Origin of the sequence: Pseudomonas sp. LJDD11 (assembly GCF_024584215.1) — a bacterium.
Classification (GTDB): Bacteria; Pseudomonadota; Gammaproteobacteria; order Pseudomonadales; family Pseudomonadaceae; genus Aquipseudomonas.
In genome coordinates this window covers 48,063-64,959 of record NZ_JANJFL010000012.1, presented here as the reverse complement: position 1 = coordinate 64,959, position 16,897 = coordinate 48,063, and the positions used below count along the sequence as shown (strand labels likewise).

The 16,897-nt window shown below is 58.5% G+C and carries 18 protein-coding genes; 5 read left to right on the top strand and 13 right to left on the bottom strand.

The window, feature by feature from the left end:
- Positions 1-8: 8 nt before the first annotated feature.
- From NRB16_RS15360 to NRB16_RS15345, 4 genes are all read right to left on the bottom strand, one after another.
- The gene (locus NRB16_RS15360; RefSeq protein WP_045489368.1) at positions 9-1,118 is read right to left on the bottom strand and encodes a flagellar basal body P-ring protein FlgI; all 1,110 of its coding nucleotides are present in this window, start codon (positions 1,116-1,118) and stop codon (positions 9-11) included.
- Positions 1,119-1,131: 13 nt separating this feature from the next.
- Positions 1,132-1,845 carry a flagellar basal body L-ring protein FlgH gene (flgH, locus tag NRB16_RS15355; protein ID WP_257106445.1) on the bottom strand — a complete coding sequence of 238 codons (714 nt, stop codon included), beginning with the start codon at positions 1,843-1,845 and terminating at the stop codon, positions 1,132-1,134.
- A 71-nt stretch (positions 1,846-1,916) separates the two neighbouring features.
- Positions 1,917-2,705, bottom strand: coding sequence for a flagellar basal-body rod protein FlgG (flgG, locus tag NRB16_RS15350; RefSeq protein ID WP_045489363.1), 789 nt, complete (start codon positions 2,703-2,705; stop codon positions 1,917-1,919).
- Between the two features lie 46 nt (positions 2,706-2,751).
- Complete coding sequence (locus NRB16_RS15345) at positions 2,752-3,492, bottom strand: flagellar basal body rod protein FlgF (protein WP_045489360.1); 741 nt, start codon at positions 3,490-3,492, stop codon at positions 2,752-2,754.
- A gap of 249 nt (positions 3,493-3,741) precedes the next feature.
- On the opposite strand from NRB16_RS15345, the gene NRB16_RS15340 reads away from it, so the two are divergent.
- A complete protein-coding gene (locus NRB16_RS15340) occupies positions 3,742-3,984 on the top strand; it encodes a hypothetical protein (RefSeq protein ID WP_373568470.1) in 243 nt (80 codons plus the stop codon).
- Between the two features lie 3 nt (positions 3,985-3,987).
- On the opposite strand, the gene NRB16_RS15335 is transcribed toward NRB16_RS15340, so the two are convergent.
- From NRB16_RS15335 to NRB16_RS15305, 7 genes are all read right to left on the bottom strand, one after another.
- Positions 3,988-5,781 carry a flagellar hook protein FlgE gene (locus NRB16_RS15335; RefSeq protein WP_045489358.1) on the bottom strand — a complete coding sequence of 598 codons (1,794 nt, stop codon included), beginning with the start codon at positions 5,779-5,781 and terminating at the stop codon, positions 3,988-3,990.
- Between the two features lie 304 nt (positions 5,782-6,085).
- Positions 6,086-7,468 (bottom strand): flagellar hook protein FlgE, encoded by a 1,383-nt coding sequence (gene flgE / locus NRB16_RS15330; RefSeq protein WP_045489356.1) that lies wholly within the window; start codon positions 7,466-7,468, stop codon positions 6,086-6,088.
- Between the two features lie 28 nt (positions 7,469-7,496).
- Entirely contained in the window at positions 7,497-8,186 is a 690-nt protein-coding gene (locus tag NRB16_RS15325) for a flagellar hook assembly protein FlgD (RefSeq protein ID WP_045489354.1), read from the bottom strand.
- A 14-nt stretch (positions 8,187-8,200) separates the two neighbouring features.
- Positions 8,201-8,644: a flagellar basal body rod protein FlgC gene (flgC, locus tag NRB16_RS15320; protein WP_045489353.1), complete on the bottom strand. Its 444-nt coding sequence runs from the start codon at positions 8,642-8,644 to the stop codon at positions 8,201-8,203.
- A gap of 3 nt (positions 8,645-8,647) precedes the next feature.
- The gene (gene flgB, locus NRB16_RS15315) at positions 8,648-9,058 is read right to left on the bottom strand and encodes a flagellar basal body rod protein FlgB (protein ID WP_045489352.1); all 411 of its coding nucleotides are present in this window, start codon (positions 9,056-9,058) and stop codon (positions 8,648-8,650) included.
- Positions 9,059-9,417: 359 nt separating this feature from the next.
- Positions 9,418-10,245, bottom strand: coding sequence for a protein-glutamate O-methyltransferase CheR (cheR, locus tag NRB16_RS15310; protein WP_253140106.1), 828 nt, complete (start codon positions 10,243-10,245; stop codon positions 9,418-9,420).
- A 43-nt stretch (positions 10,246-10,288) separates the two neighbouring features.
- Complete coding sequence (locus NRB16_RS15305; RefSeq protein ID WP_045489350.1) at positions 10,289-11,221, bottom strand: chemotaxis protein CheV; 933 nt, start codon at positions 11,219-11,221, stop codon at positions 10,289-10,291.
- A 79-nt stretch (positions 11,222-11,300) separates the two neighbouring features.
- Between NRB16_RS15305 and flgA the strand changes: the two genes are divergently transcribed.
- From flgA to NRB16_RS15285, 4 genes are all read left to right on the top strand, one after another.
- Positions 11,301-12,059 carry a flagellar basal body P-ring formation chaperone FlgA gene (gene flgA / locus NRB16_RS15300; protein WP_045489349.1) on the top strand — a complete coding sequence of 253 codons (759 nt, stop codon included), beginning with the start codon at positions 11,301-11,303 and terminating at the stop codon, positions 12,057-12,059.
- Between the two features lie 185 nt (positions 12,060-12,244).
- Positions 12,245-12,562 (top strand): flagellar biosynthesis anti-sigma factor FlgM, encoded by a 318-nt coding sequence (gene flgM, locus NRB16_RS15295; protein ID WP_045489348.1) that lies wholly within the window; start codon positions 12,245-12,247, stop codon positions 12,560-12,562.
- A 42-nt stretch (positions 12,563-12,604) separates the two neighbouring features.
- Complete coding sequence (locus tag NRB16_RS15290; protein WP_045489345.1) at positions 12,605-13,072, top strand: flagella synthesis protein FlgN; 468 nt, start codon at positions 12,605-12,607, stop codon at positions 13,070-13,072.
- A gap of 82 nt (positions 13,073-13,154) precedes the next feature.
- Positions 13,155-13,901, top strand: coding sequence for a flagellar brake protein (locus tag NRB16_RS15285; protein ID WP_144403273.1), 747 nt, complete (start codon positions 13,155-13,157; stop codon positions 13,899-13,901).
- Positions 13,902-14,055: 154 nt separating this feature from the next.
- On the opposite strand, the gene NRB16_RS15280 is transcribed toward NRB16_RS15285, so the two are convergent.
- A complete protein-coding gene (locus tag NRB16_RS15280; protein ID WP_045489341.1) occupies positions 14,056-15,390 on the bottom strand; it encodes an MFS transporter in 1,335 nt (444 codons plus the stop codon).
- A 126-nt stretch (positions 15,391-15,516) separates the two neighbouring features.
- Positions 15,517-16,758: a glutamine synthetase family protein gene (locus NRB16_RS15275; protein ID WP_257106478.1), complete on the bottom strand. Its 1,242-nt coding sequence runs from the start codon at positions 16,756-16,758 to the stop codon at positions 15,517-15,519.
- Positions 16,759-16,897 lie beyond the last annotated feature (139 nt).

Genomic DNA, 16,897 nt, shown 5'->3' with positions numbered 1-16,897 from the left:
GCGCGTCCTCAGATCACGATCAGGTCGGCCTGCAGCGCGCCGGCCTGTTTCAAAGCTTCGAGAATCGCCATCAAGTCACCTGGCGCGGCACCGACCTGGTTAACGGCGCGGACGATTTCATCCAGCGTGGTGCCAGGGCCGAACTTGAACATCGGTTTCATTTCCTGCTGGGCATTGACCCGCGAGCGCGGCACTACAGCGGTCTGGCCGCCGGATAACGCCCCTGGCTGGCTGACAATCGGGTCTTCAGTGATAGTCACGGTCAAGCTGCCATGGGTCACAGCCGCCGGCGAAACCTTGACGTTCTGACCAATCACGATGGTGCCGGTGCGCGAGTTGATGACCACCTTGGCCGAAGCCTGACCCGGATCGATCTCGATATTTTCCAGAATCGCCAGATAATCGACGCGCTGCCCCGGATCGAGCGGCGCCGTCACCCGCACGGAACCGCCATCCAGCGCCTGAGCCACACCCGGACCAAGCATGTCGTTGATCTTGTCGACAATACGCTTGGCCGTGGTGAAGTCGGAGCGGTTAAGGTTCAGAGTCAGACTATTGCCCTGATTGAAACCGCTTGGCACCGCACGCTCAACGGTTGCGCCGCCGGGGATCCGACCGGCCGACGGAACATTGACGGTGATCCGCGAGCCATCCGCGCCGCCCGCGTCAAAGCCGCCCACCACCAGGTTGCCTTGGGCGATGGCATAGACGTTGCCGTCGATACCTTTCATCGGCGTCATCAACAGGCTGCCGCCGCGCAGGCTTTTGGAGTTACCGATCGACGACACGGTAATGTCCACCGCCTGGCCAGGTTTGGCGAACGGCGGCAGGTCGGCATACACCGCAACCGCCGCCACGTTCTTGAGCTGCACCGTACCGGACCCGGCCGGCACCTTGATGCCGAACTGCGCCAGCATGTTGTTGAAGGTCTGCAAGGTGAACGGCGTCTGGGTGGTCTGGTCACCCGTACCGTTGAGCCCGACTACAAGGCCATAACCGATCAACTGGTTGGTCCGCACCCCGGAAATGCTGGCAATGTCTTTAAGACGTTCGGCCTGGGCCGCGAAAGGCGCGGTGATCAGCAGCGCAGCAACGATCAGTTTTTTCAAGGCAATCATGGCTATCCCGCGATCAGAAAGGGAACAACGGGCTGAGGAAGAAGCGGTCGAACCAGCCTGGCTGGCTGGTATCGGCAAACGCTCCGGTCCCTGAATAGGTGATGCGCGCATCGGCGACACGGGTCGACGAGACGGTGTTATCAGTGGCGATGTCATCGGCGCGGATCAGGCCGGCGATACGCACCAGCTCGTTGCCAGTGTTGAGGGTCATCCACTTCTCGCCACGCACCGCCAGAATCCCGTTAGGCATTACATCAGCCACGGTGACCGTCACCGAACCGGTCAGGCTGTTGCTTTGCGCAGCCTGGCCGGCACCTTTGGTTTCGCGCTGAGAGCCATAGCCGGCATTGAGACTCAGATCGTTGCTACCGATCGGGTTATTGGTGGTCAGACCCGAACCGAACAGCGATGTCAGCCCCACAGTCGTGTTGCTGTCCTTGCTCAGATCAGAGCTGGCCGCCTTGCTCGCCGCCATCCGTTCAGACAGGGTGATAGTGATGATGTCACCGACCCGGAAGGCTTTGCGATCGCCGTAAAGGTTCTGCTCAAAGCCCGCCTGATAGATCGCGCCATTGTTGGCAGCGGCTGACATCGGTGTGCGCGGCAACACCGGAGCGTAATAAGGGTCATTGGGCTTGGCGTCTGGTGCCACGCAGCCGCTCAGTAGCACGGCGGCGCACAACGGCGCGATCAGCACGGGAAAACGCAGAACAGATAAGCGCTTCATGACTCTTGAAACCTCGCGATGTAGCAGGCGCCGCGACGGCGCCTTGGCAGATTGAGCAGATGCATCATGTCTTACAGGTTTTGTACCAGGTTCTGCATCATCTGATCAGCGGTAGAAATCACCTTGGAGTTCATCTCGTAGGCGCGCTGGGTAGTGATCATGTCGACCAGTTCTTCAACGGTGCTGACATTGGAGTTTTCCAGAGTATTTTGCAGCACCGGGCCCAGACCGTTGAGGCCAGGCTGGCCAACGTTCGGCGCACCGCTGGAAGCGGTTTCCAGATACAGGTTGCCGCCAATGGCCTGCAGGCCGGCCGGGTTGATGAACTCGGCAGTCTGAATGTTACCGATCACCTGTGGGGTCGCTGTCGCCCCCGGCAGCGTGATCGATACAGTGCCGTCCTGAGCCACGGTAAACGTCTGGGCACCCTGCGGAACCACCACTGCCGGCTCCAGGGCAAAACCGTTGGAAGTCACGATCTGACCGTTGGCATCCAGGTGGAAGGTACCGTCACGGGTGTAGCCGATAGTGCCGTCGGGCTGCATGATCTGGAAGAAACCGCGGCCGTTGATGGCCATGTCCAGCGGGTTCTCGGTGGTCTGCAGGCTGCCGGCCACGAAGCTCTTCTGAGTGCCGACGATACGCACACCGGTACCGACCTGCAGGCCGGACGGCAGCTCACTGTCCTGAGTGGACTGAGCACCTGGCTGACGCTTGATCTGGTAAAGAAGGTCCTGAAACTCGGCCCGATCACGCTTGAAACCGGTGGTCGAAACGTTGGCCAGGTTGTTGGAAATGGTCGTCAGGTTGGTGTCCTGGGCAGCCAGGCCGGTTTTGGCGACGTACAGAGCAGGAAGCATGGGTTTTCTCCTCAGGCGCCGGGTTACCGGCGCGAGCTGTCAATGGTTAGCCAATCTGCAAGACGCGAGCCATTGCCTGGTCGTCTTCTTCAGCGGTTTTCATCATTTTTACGTGTAATTCGAATTGCCGGGACAACGCCAGGATCGAGGTCATTTCCTCGACCGCATTAACGTTGCTGGCCTGCAGGAACCCCGACTCGACACGCACGTTGGCGTCCATCTCGGCAGGCCGCCCGTCTTTGGTGTGAATCAAGCCGTCAGGGCCTTTTTCCAGGTTGGCCAGGGCTGGATTGACCAGCTTGATGCGGTCAATCTGCGCCATGACCTGCGGGCTTTCTCCCAACGAGCGAATGCTGATGGTGCCGTCGGAACCGATATCGATCTGCTGCTGCGGTGGCACTGCAATCGGGCCACCGTTACCCATCACTGGCAGGCCATTGGCGGCGCGCAACACACCCAGCGCGTCAATGTTCATGCCGGCGCTACGGGTATAGGCTTCGCCACCGTCAGCGGTTTGCACGGCAATCCAGCCGTCACCCTTGACGGCGATATCCAGGTCACCGCCGGTTTCAATCAGGGCGCCACCGGAAAAGTCAGTACCCGGCCGTTCGCTCATGGCATAGGCGCGCGACGGCATGACTTCGCCAAACACCGGCATCGAGCGGGCCTGTTCGAAGTCACGCTGAAAACCGGTGGTCGAAACGTTCGCCAGGTTGTTGGCACGCACCTTCTGCGCCAGAGCATTTTCCGACGCACCGCTCATTGCCACGTAAAGCAACTTGTCCACAGTCTTCCTCCTCCGACAGACGCTTGCCGTCTGTAGCTGTACTGATGCAGGCGAAGCAATTTTTGCACCAACTTGTCATTAGCGATACAAAAGCGCTGATCCCCAGCACTGACGGGCACTTCGCTTGCGGGCTGGCAGGCACTCATTTGCCAAAGCGGCGAAGGACTGCCGCTGGCGGCCAACAACCCGGCACTGACCGCCAAAAAACTGCGCCGCGCAGCTTTGCCAATCGCAGCAAGGTGTTTTATCGTGACAAGACCCCACCCAGAGCATGAAGTGGTGATCACCATGCGAATTAAACCCGGGCTGCGCCTGTTGACCACCAGCCTGCTGGGCTTGACCCTGCTGAGCGCCATCGCCCCAAGCCAGGCCGCACCAGCGCGCTACTACAAATGGCAAGGTGCCGACCGCGTGATCTGCGCCCAGACCAGCCCCGGCTGGGGCTGGACACGCCTGAACGGTTTTTATGTGAAATCAGACTGCTCGATCTGACGCTCAGGTCGACTGGATCAAAGTCTGCAACACCGTGGTCTGCGTTGAGATTGCCTTGGAATTGGCCTGAAACGCCGTCTGCGCCTGAACCAGCTCTATCAGCTGCGCCGACAGCTCAACATTCGAAGCCTCCAGAGACTGAGCGACAATACCTCCGGCTCCCGCACCTCCCGGCACACCAAACATCGCCGCACCCGAAGCCTGGGCTGCACTCCAGCGCGTATCACTGACCGGCAACAAGCCTTGTTCATTGGCGAACCGCGCCAGCATGACCTGACCAATCGCCCGATGCAGCCCGTTGGTGTAAGCCGCACTTAATACACCATCACGCCCGATCCCGATTCCGGCCAGCATCCCAGGCGCGTGACCGTCGGGGCGACTGGCAAGCAATGCGGTGTCAGCGTTGTGCTGGGTCAGGCGATCCACCTGAATCCGCACGCCGTCAGGATGCGCTGCTGCGCCGTTGGCGACCCAGCCACGCCCGGACGCATCACTGAGCCGCGCCGGCAACCAATGCTTGAGCACCAGGGCACCCCGATCCAGATCGAGACCAGCAGCCCCTGTGACACTGGCCAGCGTGCCGTTGGCATTGAACAACAGACTGGCGGTCACTGGCTCAGCACTTTGCGGATCAGCCGGGTTACGACCATTGACCAGAACGTGCATCTTCCAGCTATTGGTGCCGTCCTTGACGAAATACTGCTGCAACTCATGTGGATTACCCAATGAGTCGTGGAGGGTGCTGGAAAAAGTCTTGTTGAACGACCCCAGATCCGCTGGCCGGAACACTGGCACCGGACGCTCCACCAACGGATCGACTTCACTCAGCGCGTGATCAGCCCCATCCATCAAAGGCAGGGCCAATGGGCCTGCCGCCCCCGCGGCACTGGCCAGCCACTGCCCATTAACTTGCCGAGCCGGCTGCCAGCCACTCAAGGAAAACTCTGCATCGGACACCTTCTTGATGTGCTCACTACCACCAGTAAGCACCACCGAGCCATCAGGCCGCTTTTGCAGCGACCACTGCAAGGGTTTGTCAGAGCCGGCGTCCAGTGGATTGCGCCCATCCACGGTGACATACAACGTCCAGCGATCCGCATCAGTCTTGACCAGATACTGCCTGAACTCATGATCCTCTGGCGCCACCGCTGGGACGCCCGGCCGGGTAACCACTCCGCTGGCATCGACCATTTCGACCACTTCAGCAATACCTGCGTCGCGTACGGTTCGGGTCATGACCCGGGTGTAACTGCCCGGCTCGGCCGGATTGAACTCGCGCAATGCGGCCAGCGATGGCATGGCTGAACTCAGATTCACCGCCTGCTCAAGCTCACGGGTTGCCCGTGCCTGCATCACCGAAGTATCGATTTTCAAATCAGTGCGCATGCCGACCAGCACCCGCCCATCGTCATCCACCCCGTACCCCTGCAGACGATTACCGGCACTGTCGACAATAAAGTCCTCAGCATCCTTATGAAAAGCGCCCGCACGGGTATAACCCAACGCACCCCGCTCACTGACCACAAAGAAACCGCTGCCTTGAATACGCATATCCAATGGCGCGCCATCGCTGCTCATCGCATCACCGGCGTTGAAGTTCTGCGCGACATTGGCCAGGCGCACACCATCACCAATGTTATGCACACTGCTGCCCAACTGAGATGAGGAATAAAGCGCTGAAAATTCCGCACGCGAAGATTTGAAGCCTACCGTGCCCACGTTGGCAATATTGTTACCCGCCACTTCCAGCCGCTTGTGAGCCGCACGCAGGCCACTCATGGCCACATTAAATGTCATGAAAACTCCCGGACGCCAGATGGCGCTCTGCTCAATGAGTGATAAAACAGCCAGCTGGACTGCATGCACAATGGCGAGACCAGACTGTAGTTTCGAGTCTTGCATTGATCAGAATCGGAAGTTTCCGGGTATCGAGTGGGAAAGTTCTGGATTAATTAAAATATTGAAGCCGTCCATAAAAGCCAGACGGGCTCATTGAACAACCCTCAGAGAAGCGCATACTCCTCAACAACAGCCTTACAGAAAAACAGCTGCACTTAAACGCAAAAAACCCTGCCGAAGCAGGGTTTTTTGAACAGGCCGATTAGCCAACCATCTGGATAGTCGTTTGCAAGATCGTACTTTGAGTGGAGATTGTCTTGGCGTTGGCCTGATAGTTACTTTGCGCCTTGATCAGGTTGACCAGCTCAGCCGTCAGATCGACGTTCGACTCTTCAAGTGCCTGGCCGGTGATATAACCCAGAGTACCGGTTTCCGGCGGACCGCTGACCGGCACGCCAGAGGCAAAAGTTTCACGCCAGTTGGTGCCACCGGCCGAGGCCAGGCCTTGCACGTTGGCAAAGCTGGTCAGCGACACCTGACCAATAACCTTCGACTGGCCGTTGGTGTAGGTGGCGAACAGATTACCTGTCGAGTCAACGCTCATGGCACTGATCTGGCCAGTAGCGTAGCCGTTCTGGCTCTGGGTAATCAGACCGGAAACCGACGCAGTCTGGCTGATACCGGTCATGTCCAGCTTGATCCCGGTCGCCGAACCCGTGGCGCCGTTTTCAGCCCATACCGGGTTGGCGGCAGTACCGGTCTGGATCAGCGGCTTCCAGTCAGCGACCTGAAAGGTACCATCAGCATTGAGGGTGACCTTGCTACCGCTGACAGGCTGCGGAGCATTTGGATCAGCAGCATCCACATCACCTGTCGTAGTACGCGGCAATGACAGATTACCCGCCGAGTCAAATTTGAAGTCCACTCGGTCCAACTGCGGATCGACCGGAGCGGTCGGGTCAGCTGGCGAAATGTTTTGCCCGTCAACCAAGGTGTACATCGACCACGAGTTTACCCCAGTCTTGACAAAGTAACTCTCCAGCTTATGAGCGTTACCTTGCGAGTCGTAGATAGGCGTATCGTACTTGAGGTTATAACTCTTGGTGTCCGTTGGGTCGAACGTCGTGATGCTCGGTGCAGTGGTCGTGGAGTTCAGGTTGGCCACGTTGGTGATCATACTGGTCGTACTCGGCGCCAGGTTCGAAGAATCGACCCGCAGGTTCGCCAGCGTACCCACTACAACATTACCGTTGCCATCAACGTTGTAACCCTGCAGGTTCATCCCTTCACTATTGATAACATAGCCGTCTTTATCAGTGTGGAATGCGCCGGCACGAGTATAGAGCTTCTCGCCGCTGTTGCTGAGCTGGAAGAAACCATTACCGTTAATGGCCAGATCCAGACTATTACCGGTCCCGGTAGTCAGGTTGCCCTGCTGGAACTGCTGGGACACAGAGTTGACCGTTACCCCACTGCCAGTGTTGACGTTGCCGGAGGTACCACGAATCGACTGAGCATATTGATCGCCAAACTCGACACGCGACCCCTTGAAACCGGTCGTTGCCACGTTGGCAATGTTGTTGCCGGTGACATCGAGATTCTTGTTCGCCGCATAGAGCCCACTAAGGCCGATATTGAATGACATTTACCACTCCTCGCCGCTTGGTCGGCTCTTACAATCCGATTGTCTGTACTTTGGACAACGCGATACTGCTACCGCCCGCCAGGTTAAGGGTCATGTCAGCGCCAGTGGACGACATCTTCACGCTACTGACGGTCGCCGGCAGGTAGGTGGTCAACGCGGTGCCGCTGCCATTGATCGAGGCATTGGCACTAAAGGTATAAGTGCCAGCCGGGAATGCAGTACCGTCATCCTTGAGACCATCCCACGTAAAGCTCTGCGTACCGGCAGACTTCGACCCCATATCAATGGTATCGACCAGATTCTTTTCGGCGTCGTACACACTGATCTTGGTTGAAGTGCTCGATGCTGGCAGAACCACAGAACCGGTCAGCCCCTTGCCCGCCTCCACATAGACACTGCCCGCATCAACCATCACTGAGCGACCGACCAGCGAAGACGCCTGCAGCGCCTGCGAAGACTTGTAGGTGGTAGCAATCGCATCCACCGACGAGGTCAGGTTCTGCATGCTTTCCAGGCTACTGAACTGCGCAAGCTGCGACACGAACTGGGTGTTGTCCTGAGGATCCAGAGGGTTCTGGTTCTTCATCTGGGTCACAAGCAGTTGCAGGAACGCGTCTTTGCCCAGCGCGCTGGTGCCGGTTTTCTGCTCGACCTTGGTGGAGGTCGGATTCTGCAACGAATTGACGAATTTCGCGGATACGTCGTTTTCAACGGCCATGTTTCATCTCTCCGTCACTGACCCAGCGTCAGCACTTTCTGCATCATGGTTTTAGCGGTGTTCATGATCTCGACGTTGGTCTGGAAAGACCGGCTGGCGGAAATCATGTTGGCCATTTCTTCGACGACGTTGACGTTGGGGTAGTAAACGTAGCCATTCTCGTCAGACGAAGGATGATCAGGCTCGTAACGCGCTTCCAGATTGGAGCTGTCCTCGATAATCCCGGCGACTTGCACACCTTGGCCGGCCTGGCCCTGATCCTGGAACAGCGAACCACCAGACACCGACTGCTGACCCTGCAGCACGGTGGCAAACACCGGGTGACGGGCGCGGTAGGTCTGATCCATGCTCGAAGACACGGTTTCGGCGTTGGCGATGTTACTGGCCGTGGTGTTCAGACGCGTGGTCTGGGCACTCATGGCACTACCGGCAATGTTGAACACATTGGTCAGCGACATGGATTACTCTCCGCGAAGGGCCGAGACCAGGCCCTTGAACTTGCTGTTGAGCAGCGTAAAGCTGGCCTGGAAACTCATGGAGTTCTCGGTATAGCTGGCCTGTTCGACCTGAGCATCGACGGTGTTCTGGTCCAGCGAAGGCTGAGTGGCGGTGCGGTACATCAACACGCCCTCCAGATCACTGCCAGCCCCTTGCGCTGCGATATGGCGACCATTGGTGGTATTCATCGCGAACTGGCCCTTGCTGGCCTTCTCGCTCTCGGCAGCCAGCACCGCAGAAAACTCCAGGTCACGCGCCTTGTAGTTAGGGGTATCGGCGTTGGAGATGTTGTTGGCCAATACCTCGGCGCGTTGTGCACGGAAGTTAAGTGCCTTCTCGTGGATACCCAGTGCTTTATCGAAGCTGATGCTCATGTCGGGAAACCTTTACCGGTTGACCTGATGTTCGTAGCTCTGAGAAAGCAAGCTGCGTGCCAGTTCCTCAAAAGCCATATTTACCGGGGGCCGGAGCCCGTCGGCAGAAGCCGCTGCCAGAAAAGCGGCAAGAGTTTTCCTCTCCAGGCGGACCATACGGCAAACAAGGTGCCGTTTTTTTGCCAGTATCGGCAGGTGACAACCGTTCAGCGCGGCGCTTTCGTTAGCAGGAGCCAAAACGACTGCGGGAGCGGCGCCCGGTCCTGTTATGGATGGGCGTCGCTCCCGCAGATGGCTGACTGTATTCGCTGTATTCGCGACTAAAGTCGCTCCTACCGATCCTACCGATCCTACCGCTCCTACTTGGCTTTGTAGATGATCCCCGGGCTGCACTGGACCATTTGATAATGATCCGGCAAACCGTTCAGCGCCTCGGAGGCCCCCAGGAACAGGTAGCCGCCCGGCTTGAGCGTGCCATGAATGCGTAACAGGATGTCCTTCTTCACCTCGGCTGAGAAGTAGATCAGCACGTTGCGACAGAACACGATGTCGAATTTGCCCAGGCTGGCATAGCTGTCGAGCAGATTGAACGGGCGAAACTCCACCCGGTTCTTGATCGGCGCCTTGACCGCCCAGCGTGCCGGCCCCTTGACATCAAAGTAACGCTGCAAGCGGTCTGGCGACAAACCACGACCAATGGCCAGGCTGTCGTACTCACCGCTTTTACAGTTATTGAGCATTGCACCGGACAAATCGGTCGCCACGATCTGCACCCCCGACTTGAGCTGGCCAGGATTGCTACGCTCGAACTCATCAATCGACATCGACAGCGAGAATGGCTCCTGCCCCGAAGAACAGGCCGCCGACCAGATACGCAGACGCTGGCCGGGGCTGGCCTTGATCTGCTCGGGCAGCACCTTGTTTTTCAGAACCTCGAACGGATAGGTATCACGAAACCACAGGGTTTCGTTGGTCGTCATCGCGTCGATCACCTGCTCCCGCAGACCGCTGCGCGGCTGGCTCTGGATCCGCTGCACCAGCTCACTGAGGGATTTGATGCCCTGCTGCTCCAACAGCTTGTTGAGACGGCTGGACACCAGGTATTGCTTGTTCTCCCCCAGCAAGATGCCACAGGCTTTTTCCAGAAAGACCCGGAACTGCTCAAAATCCAAATTACCCGTAGACAAAGGTGCCGCCTCTCAAATCATGTAATCGACCAGGGACACATCCCTAGCTGTGGTCTGCTGCCTTGATCCTGGCAACCACTCGGGCCGCCAGATCGTCAGGCCGGAATTTCGCCAGGAAATCGTCGGCGCCGACCTTCTTGACCATCGCCTGGTTGAACACCCCAGACAACGAGGTGTGCAAAGTGATGTGCAGATTCTTCAACCGCGGATCGCTGCGGATCGCTGCTGTCAAGGTATAGCCATCCATCTCCGGCATTTCAATGTCGGAGATCATCATCAGAAATTCTTCTTCAGGGTTCTTGCCCTCGGCCAGCATCGCCTGCAGGTAGTCCAGCGCCTGACGCCCGTCGTTGAGTGCCACAACCTCGACACCTACGGTTTCGAGGCAGCGACTGACCTGCTTGCGCGCCACCGACGAGTCGTCGACCGTCAATACCCGCAGCGAAACGGCCTTGTGATGAATCTCTTCATCGATCACACCCGACGACACCGACTCGCTGATCGGCGCCACCTCCGCAAGAATCTTCTCGACGTCGATGATTTCCACCAGCTGATTGTCCACCCGCGTCACTGCCGTCAGGTAATGATCGCGGCCGGTGCCCTTGGGTGGCGGATGAATCTCTTCCCAGTTCATGTTGACGATGCGCTCGACCGAGTGCACCAGAAAACCCTGAACCTTGGTGTTGTATTCAGTAATGATGACAAAGGAGTTTTCGAGCGAAATCATCCCCGCCGAACCGGTGGCCATGGCCAGGTCCATGATCGGAATGGTACCGCCGCGAATATTCGCCACGCCCCGCACGATCCTGCTCGACTTCGGCATGATGGTGAGCTTGGGGCATTGCAGCACTTCTTTGACCTTGAATACGTTGATCCCGTAGAGCTGCTTGCCCTGCAGACGAAACAGCAGCAACTCCAGGCGATTCTGACCAACCAGCTGCGTGCGCTGGTTTACCGAATCCATAACTCCCGCCATGCCCTGACCCCCTTACCTCTGCCATCGTTCACCACGTACCAGGTTTGGTAAGCGGCACGGGCCTTGCTTTTTATACGTCATGAATGCCAAGACGACAATTTTTCGACACGCCGCATTAGAAACCCGCCGACTGCTGGGTGCAATCGTCATGCTGAGTCTTTTTTGCGCAACAACACCAGGCAATGCACAGAGTTTTACTCTGCCTGAACAGCTTATCGGCGTCACCGAGGGGTTTCTTGAGTACACAGTTCAAGAGTATTTAACGACCAATCAGATTCAGGGTCGTCATGAAATCCAGGTCCGCTCCCTGGACCCGCGCATGCGCATGGCGTTTTGCGACAAGGATTTGACAGCGAGCCTGGAGAGCCCGCGCCCGGTGGGTCGGATATCAGTGCGAGTCCGCTGCGAGGGGTCTGCGCCCTGGACCGTGTTTGTGCCGGCCCAGGTCAACCTGTACCGCGAGGTCATCACCACTACCCGCCCGCTCAAACGTGACACCGTCATCAGCGAGATGGACGTGACGCTGCGCGAGCGCGATATCAGCTCACTGGGTCTGAGCTATATGACCAGCCTGGACCAGGCAATTGGCCAGAAGCTGGTCCGACCAGCGGTCGTCGACCAAGTGCTGTCACCGAACTTTCTCGAGCAACCGGCTATGGTACGCAAAGGCGACCATGTAGTGATCATCGCTCGCAGCAGCAGCCTGGCAGTGCGCATGCCCGGCGAGGCGCTGTCCGATGGCGGCTTCAACGAGCAGATCCGGGTCCGCAACCTTAATTCAAACAAGGTCATCAAGGCCCAGATTACCGCCCCGGGACAGGTGGAAGTGGCCATGTGAGAGGCAACGAGAGGCATCTGATACTGGTGCGCGGCAGCGGTTTTTTCTAGACTGCCAGGCAGGTCCGAATAGCCAGGGGCGACTTTTCAGCTCCTGCATTCGTGCATTGCCATAATGTGCCTAAAGTTTTTTCCTGGGTGGCCGAAAACAAGGCAAGCGTCCAGAACACCCAGAGGTTTACGATCATGCCCATAGATTTCAGTCGACTAGGTAATTCACAACCACTTGGCGGTGCATCACGCACCGGCAACAGCCGAGAAGCCGGCAAAACCGACGTACCTGCTACGATCGGTGATAGTGCCAATGTAAAAAATGCAGGTGAATCCGTTCACCTGAGCAGCGAGGCTCAACAGTTGCAAGGTATCACTGACAAACTGCGCGACCTGCCAACCGTCAACAGCGCTCGCGTTGCCGAGCTCAAACAGGCGATTGCAGACGGCAGCTACACCGTGGACAGCAACCGTCTGGCCAGCAAACTGCTCAACTTCGAGGCCTTGAGCTAAAGCCGAGGCATCCTCCGGACGCTTGAAAAACCAGAGCATGCGATGCAAGACACAACGTTACTGCAGATGATTACGGATGATATGGCCCCGACACGCCAGTTGCTCGATCTGCTCCAGGCAGAGTCGCTGGTACTGCACGGCCGGGACATGACCGAGATGGAGCAGGTGCTGGCGAAGAAGCAGGCACTGGTCGTCCAGTTGGAGCAGCATGGGCGCAGGCGTAGCCAGGTGCTGGCTGGCCTCGGCTTGCCGACCAACCGGGCCGGTCTCGAAGAGCTGGCCAGCCAGTCTGCGGTAGGCGAGCAGTTGCTGCAGGCAGGCGATGAGCTGGCCAGTCTGATTTCCGATTGCCAGGCACTCAACGAGCAGAACGGCAAACTCATTCAGTTGCAACAGATGACAACCGCTCATCAATTGCGCATCCTGAACGGCGGCGACACACCGACGCTGTACGATAACCGCGGTTCGACCGCTGGAAGAGCCCGGCCTCGCCCACTCAGTCAGGCGTAACTTGCTATTCAAGTCGCCCTGCGTGATGGCAGAATGCTCTTATTCAGCGTTGCCGTAGTTTTTTGCCTGGAGATGCTTAAACGTGAATGGTTTAGCCGCGGATGATGCTCCGCAACCCCCAAAGGTTCTCAATACGCCTTTGGAAATTGCCTCCAACCTGCGGTTGCTGATGGAAAGTCACGATCCACTGATCATTACCTTCCATGACCGTGCCCAGCGCTTCCAGAGCTACCTGGTCGAGGTTGACCGCGACACCGGGACCATCGGCCTGGACGAAATGATCCCGCGCGATGGCGAACGTTTTTTGACCAATGGTGAATCCTTTCGCGTCGAAGGCTTTCATGACGGCGTACGTATCGCCTGGGAATCCACCGCACCCGCAACCCTGATTGACACACCCGAGGCACGCTTCTATCGCACCCCGCTGCCTGATGAAGTGGTCTATCACCAGCGCCGCAATGCGTTTCGCGCTGCACTGAAGCTGTCGCATCTGGTCGATATCGAAATCGGCGGCGACAAGCTCAAGTCACCTCTGGTTGGCAAACTGCTGGATATTTCCGCTACCGGTTGCAAGCTGCGCTTCGAAGGTGACATTTCTGACCGTATGCAATTGGGCCAGGTCTATGAGCGGTTTATCGCCAAGCTTCCGTTCGGCGCCATGACCGCCCCGGTGGAACTGCGCTATCTGCATTTCGAGGAGCGTTTTCACACGACCTTTGCCGGCGTACGCTTCCATAACATGAGCGGCCTGGTACAACGCCAGGTCGAGCGCTTTGTCTACCAGTTGCAACGCGAAGCGCGCCGCTTCGACAAGGACGACGATTTCTGAGTCGTCTGCCGCTCCCGACCTCGGGAGCGGCATTGATTCCAGCATGTTGATTTTCCAGTGGCAACGAGCAAGCTCGCGAAAGCTGTTTCTCAGACGCTACAAATTCTGCACCTGACCCGGCCCTTTCGCGACCAAGGTCGCCCCTACATCTACCTTAGCCCTGCTTGCGCTGCGACTCATCAAGCTCTTCCACCGGCTCAGTGCCACTCTCAGGCTCGGCATCGGTGTCAGCCTGCATCTTGTCCTGCACAACCTGCTCATCGACCCGAGGGTCAAGGGCCACCGACAGCGGTGAACTGGCCATGCTGTCGGGCATTGCCACGTGCTGCAAAGGTGCATTCTCGACTTCATGCAGGCGGGTAACGGCTTTGGGACGGATCAACAGCACCAACAAGGCCGCTACAGCACAAATGAAGGCATACAGCATGTTGCCGCCAAAGGTACGCATCAGCACACCCGCCAGCAATGGTCCGATACTTGCGCCGATGCCATAGGTCATCAGCAACATGGCGGTCAGCGAAACCCGCCGTTCAGCCTCGACGTGGTCATTGGAGAAAGCGACCGCCAAAGGATAAAGACTGAACTGCATCAGTGCGGCCAGGAAGCACACGATAAACAGCACCTCTACCGGCACATCGGCCAACACCACCAACGGCAGACTGAACAGCACCAGCAGCGCCGCAATGACGCGAATCAGCAACGCCCGGTCAAACCGATCCGATAACAGCCCCAGCGGCCACTGCACGATAAAGCCGGCCAGAATGCAGCAGCCCATGAACAGACCCACCTGCTCGGTCGGCATCCCGTGCCCGGCGGCATACACCGGCGCCAGGCCATAGAATGCGCCAAGCCCCAATCCTGCGCCCAGCACGGTGGTTAGTGACTGCGGCACACGCTTCATGAAAAACAGCGGCTCCAGCGGCGCCGGGTGTAACGGTGCAGGGTGAATACTGCGGGTCATCGCCACCGGCACCAGGCACAGGGCAAAACACATCGCCACCAGCATCAGCAGCTCAGGGCCCAACTGTGGATGCACCACCAGAATCAGTTGCCCCAGTACCAGCCCCAGGTAGGAAGCGATCATGTAGCCGCTAAAGACAATACCGCGCTGGCTGGCATTGGCCTGCTCGTTGAGCCAGCTCTCGATGACCATGTATTGGCACATCATGCCAAGGCCGACAATCAGACGCAGCCCCAGCCAGGCCGGCAACCAGTCGGTCAGGCCATGGCCCAGCACCGCCGCACCGACGATCCCGGCGCAGGTGGCATAGGCACGGATATGGCCGACCCGGCCGATCAGCCGGTGGCCGATCTTGCCGCCCAGCACCAGGCCGACGTAATTGGCTGCCATCAATCCACCCACCCACAGGCTATCAACCTGATCGGCCGCCAGGCGCAAGGCCAGGTAGGTACTGAGCAGGCCGGAGCCGATCAACATCATCAGTGAAGCGAAGTACAGCGCTCGAAACGATTTCCAGATTTGGCGCATGGTAGTCCCGACTATCAAAGTTGCCCGTGTGGGCATGGTCAATCATTCGCAGCGCGGTGCCTGTAGGACTGGCTTGAGCCGGGAATGGTTTCGATCCGGCTGCCGGCCAAAGACAATACTGGTCGCTCAGATCTGGCTGCCAAGCACTCTTCTTTCCCAGGGCGTGATTTCATCGAGGAAGCTTGTCAGCTCCAGGGTCTTGCTGGCAATGAAGCCTTCGATGAACGCCTGCCCGAACAGTTCCTTGGCCAAGGCGCTGCGCTCAAGCCGCAACAGCGCCTCCTGCAAGGTGACGGGCAGCCGGAGGGCCGGCGGCACATCGATTTCGCCCTGGACCGGCGGCGCCGGCTCCAGGGCATGCTGCAGACCGTGCCAGCCTGCTGCCAGGCTGGCAGCAATCGCCAGATAAGGATTGGCATCAGCACCGGGCAAGCGATTCTCCACCCGCCGCGCCTCGGGACCACTGGCCGGAATGCGCAACCCGGCCGCGCGGTTGTCATGAGACCAGCACGCATTGTTCGGTGAGGCATAGGGATGAAACAGACGCTGGTAGGAATTGACGTTCGGCGCGAACAATGCCGTGAAGTCCGCCATGCACGCCTGCTGCCCGCCGATAAAGTGATGAAAAGCCGGCGTTGGCTGACCATCCGCATCGCTGAACAGATTACGCCCCGAGGCAACATCAACAATGCTCTGGTGAATGTGCATCGAACTACCCGCCGCCTGAGCCAGCGGCTTGGCCATGCAGACCACAGTCAGGCCATGTTTGAGCGCCACTTCCTTGAGCAGGTGCTTGAACAGGAAGGTCTGGTCGGCCAGCAACAGCGGATCACCGTGCAGCAAATTGATCTCGAACTGGCTGACGCCCATCTCATGCATGAACGTGTCGCGCGGCAACCCAAGCGCTGCCATGCAGGTACGCACTTCGGCAAAGAAAGGCCGCAAACCATTGTTGGAGGTCACACTGAACGCCGAGAAGCCCTGCTCACGACGGCCATCAAGCCCGACAGGGGGCTGGAACGGCTGCTGTGGATCAGGGTTGGGCGCGAACACGTAGAACTCCAGCTCAGTGGCGACCACGGGCGCCAGCCCCTGCCCGGTGTAACGAGCCAGCACCGACTTGAGCACGTTACGGCTAGACAGCCCGCTGGGCTGACCGTCCAGCTCCAGCGCATCACAGATTGCCAAAGCGCGATCGCCGTCGCTCCAGGGCAACTGATAAACGTGCTGCGGATCAGCGACCAGTGCCAGGTCGCCGTCATCGCTGCCGTAGAACTTCGCCTGCGGATAGCCACCCATGATGCATTGCAGCAACACGCCGCGCGCCATCTGCAACCGTCGCCCGCCGAGAAAGCCCTCGGCGGTCATCACCTTGCCACGCGGTACGCCATTGAGGTCGGGGGTGATGCATTCGACTTCGTCTACCCCGGCCAGCGCCTGCGGCGCGGCTGAGTGTTCTTCGCAGGCCATTGCCTCGTTCCTTGATATCCAGTCTGGCGAACCGCGA

Coding starts and splice junctions, on each gene's coding strand:
- NRB16_RS15275 (WP_257106478.1), bottom strand. CDS start 16,758: ATGACCGCCGAGGGCTTTCTCGGCGGGCGACGGTTGCAGATGGCGCGC.
- NRB16_RS15360 (WP_045489368.1), bottom strand. CDS start 1,118: ATGATTGCCTTGAAAAAACTGATCGTTGCTGCGCTGCTGATCACCGCG.
- flgE (WP_045489356.1), bottom strand. CDS start 7,468: ATGTCATTCAATATCGGCCTTAGTGGGCTCTATGCGGCGAACAAGAAT.
- NRB16_RS15305 (WP_045489350.1), bottom strand. CDS start 11,221: ATGGCGGGAGTTATGGATTCGGTAAACCAGCGCACGCAGCTGGTTGGT.
- flgA (WP_045489349.1), top strand. CDS start 11,301: ATGAATGCCAAGACGACAATTTTTCGACACGCCGCATTAGAAACCCGC.
- flgM (WP_045489348.1), top strand. CDS start 12,245: ATGCCCATAGATTTCAGTCGACTAGGTAATTCACAACCACTTGGCGGT.
- NRB16_RS15335 (WP_045489358.1), bottom strand. CDS start 5,781: ATGACATTTAATGTGGCCATGAGTGGCCTGCGTGCGGCTCACAAGCGG.
- NRB16_RS15280 (WP_045489341.1), bottom strand. CDS start 15,390: ATGCGCCAAATCTGGAAATCGTTTCGAGCGCTGTACTTCGCTTCACTG.
- NRB16_RS15325 (WP_045489354.1), bottom strand. CDS start 8,186: ATGGCCGTTGAAAACGACGTATCCGCGAAATTCGTCAATTCGTTGCAG.
- flgB (WP_045489352.1), bottom strand. CDS start 9,058: ATGAGCATCAGCTTCGATAAAGCACTGGGTATCCACGAGAAGGCACTT.
- NRB16_RS15290 (WP_045489345.1), top strand. CDS start 12,605: ATGCAAGACACAACGTTACTGCAGATGATTACGGATGATATGGCCCCG.
- flgH (WP_257106445.1), bottom strand. CDS start 1,845: ATGAAGCGCTTATCTGTTCTGCGTTTTCCCGTGCTGATCGCGCCGTTG.
- flgC (WP_045489353.1), bottom strand. CDS start 8,644: ATGTCGCTGACCAATGTGTTCAACATTGCCGGTAGTGCCATGAGTGCC.
- flgG (WP_045489363.1), bottom strand. CDS start 2,705: ATGCTTCCTGCTCTGTACGTCGCCAAAACCGGCCTGGCTGCCCAGGAC.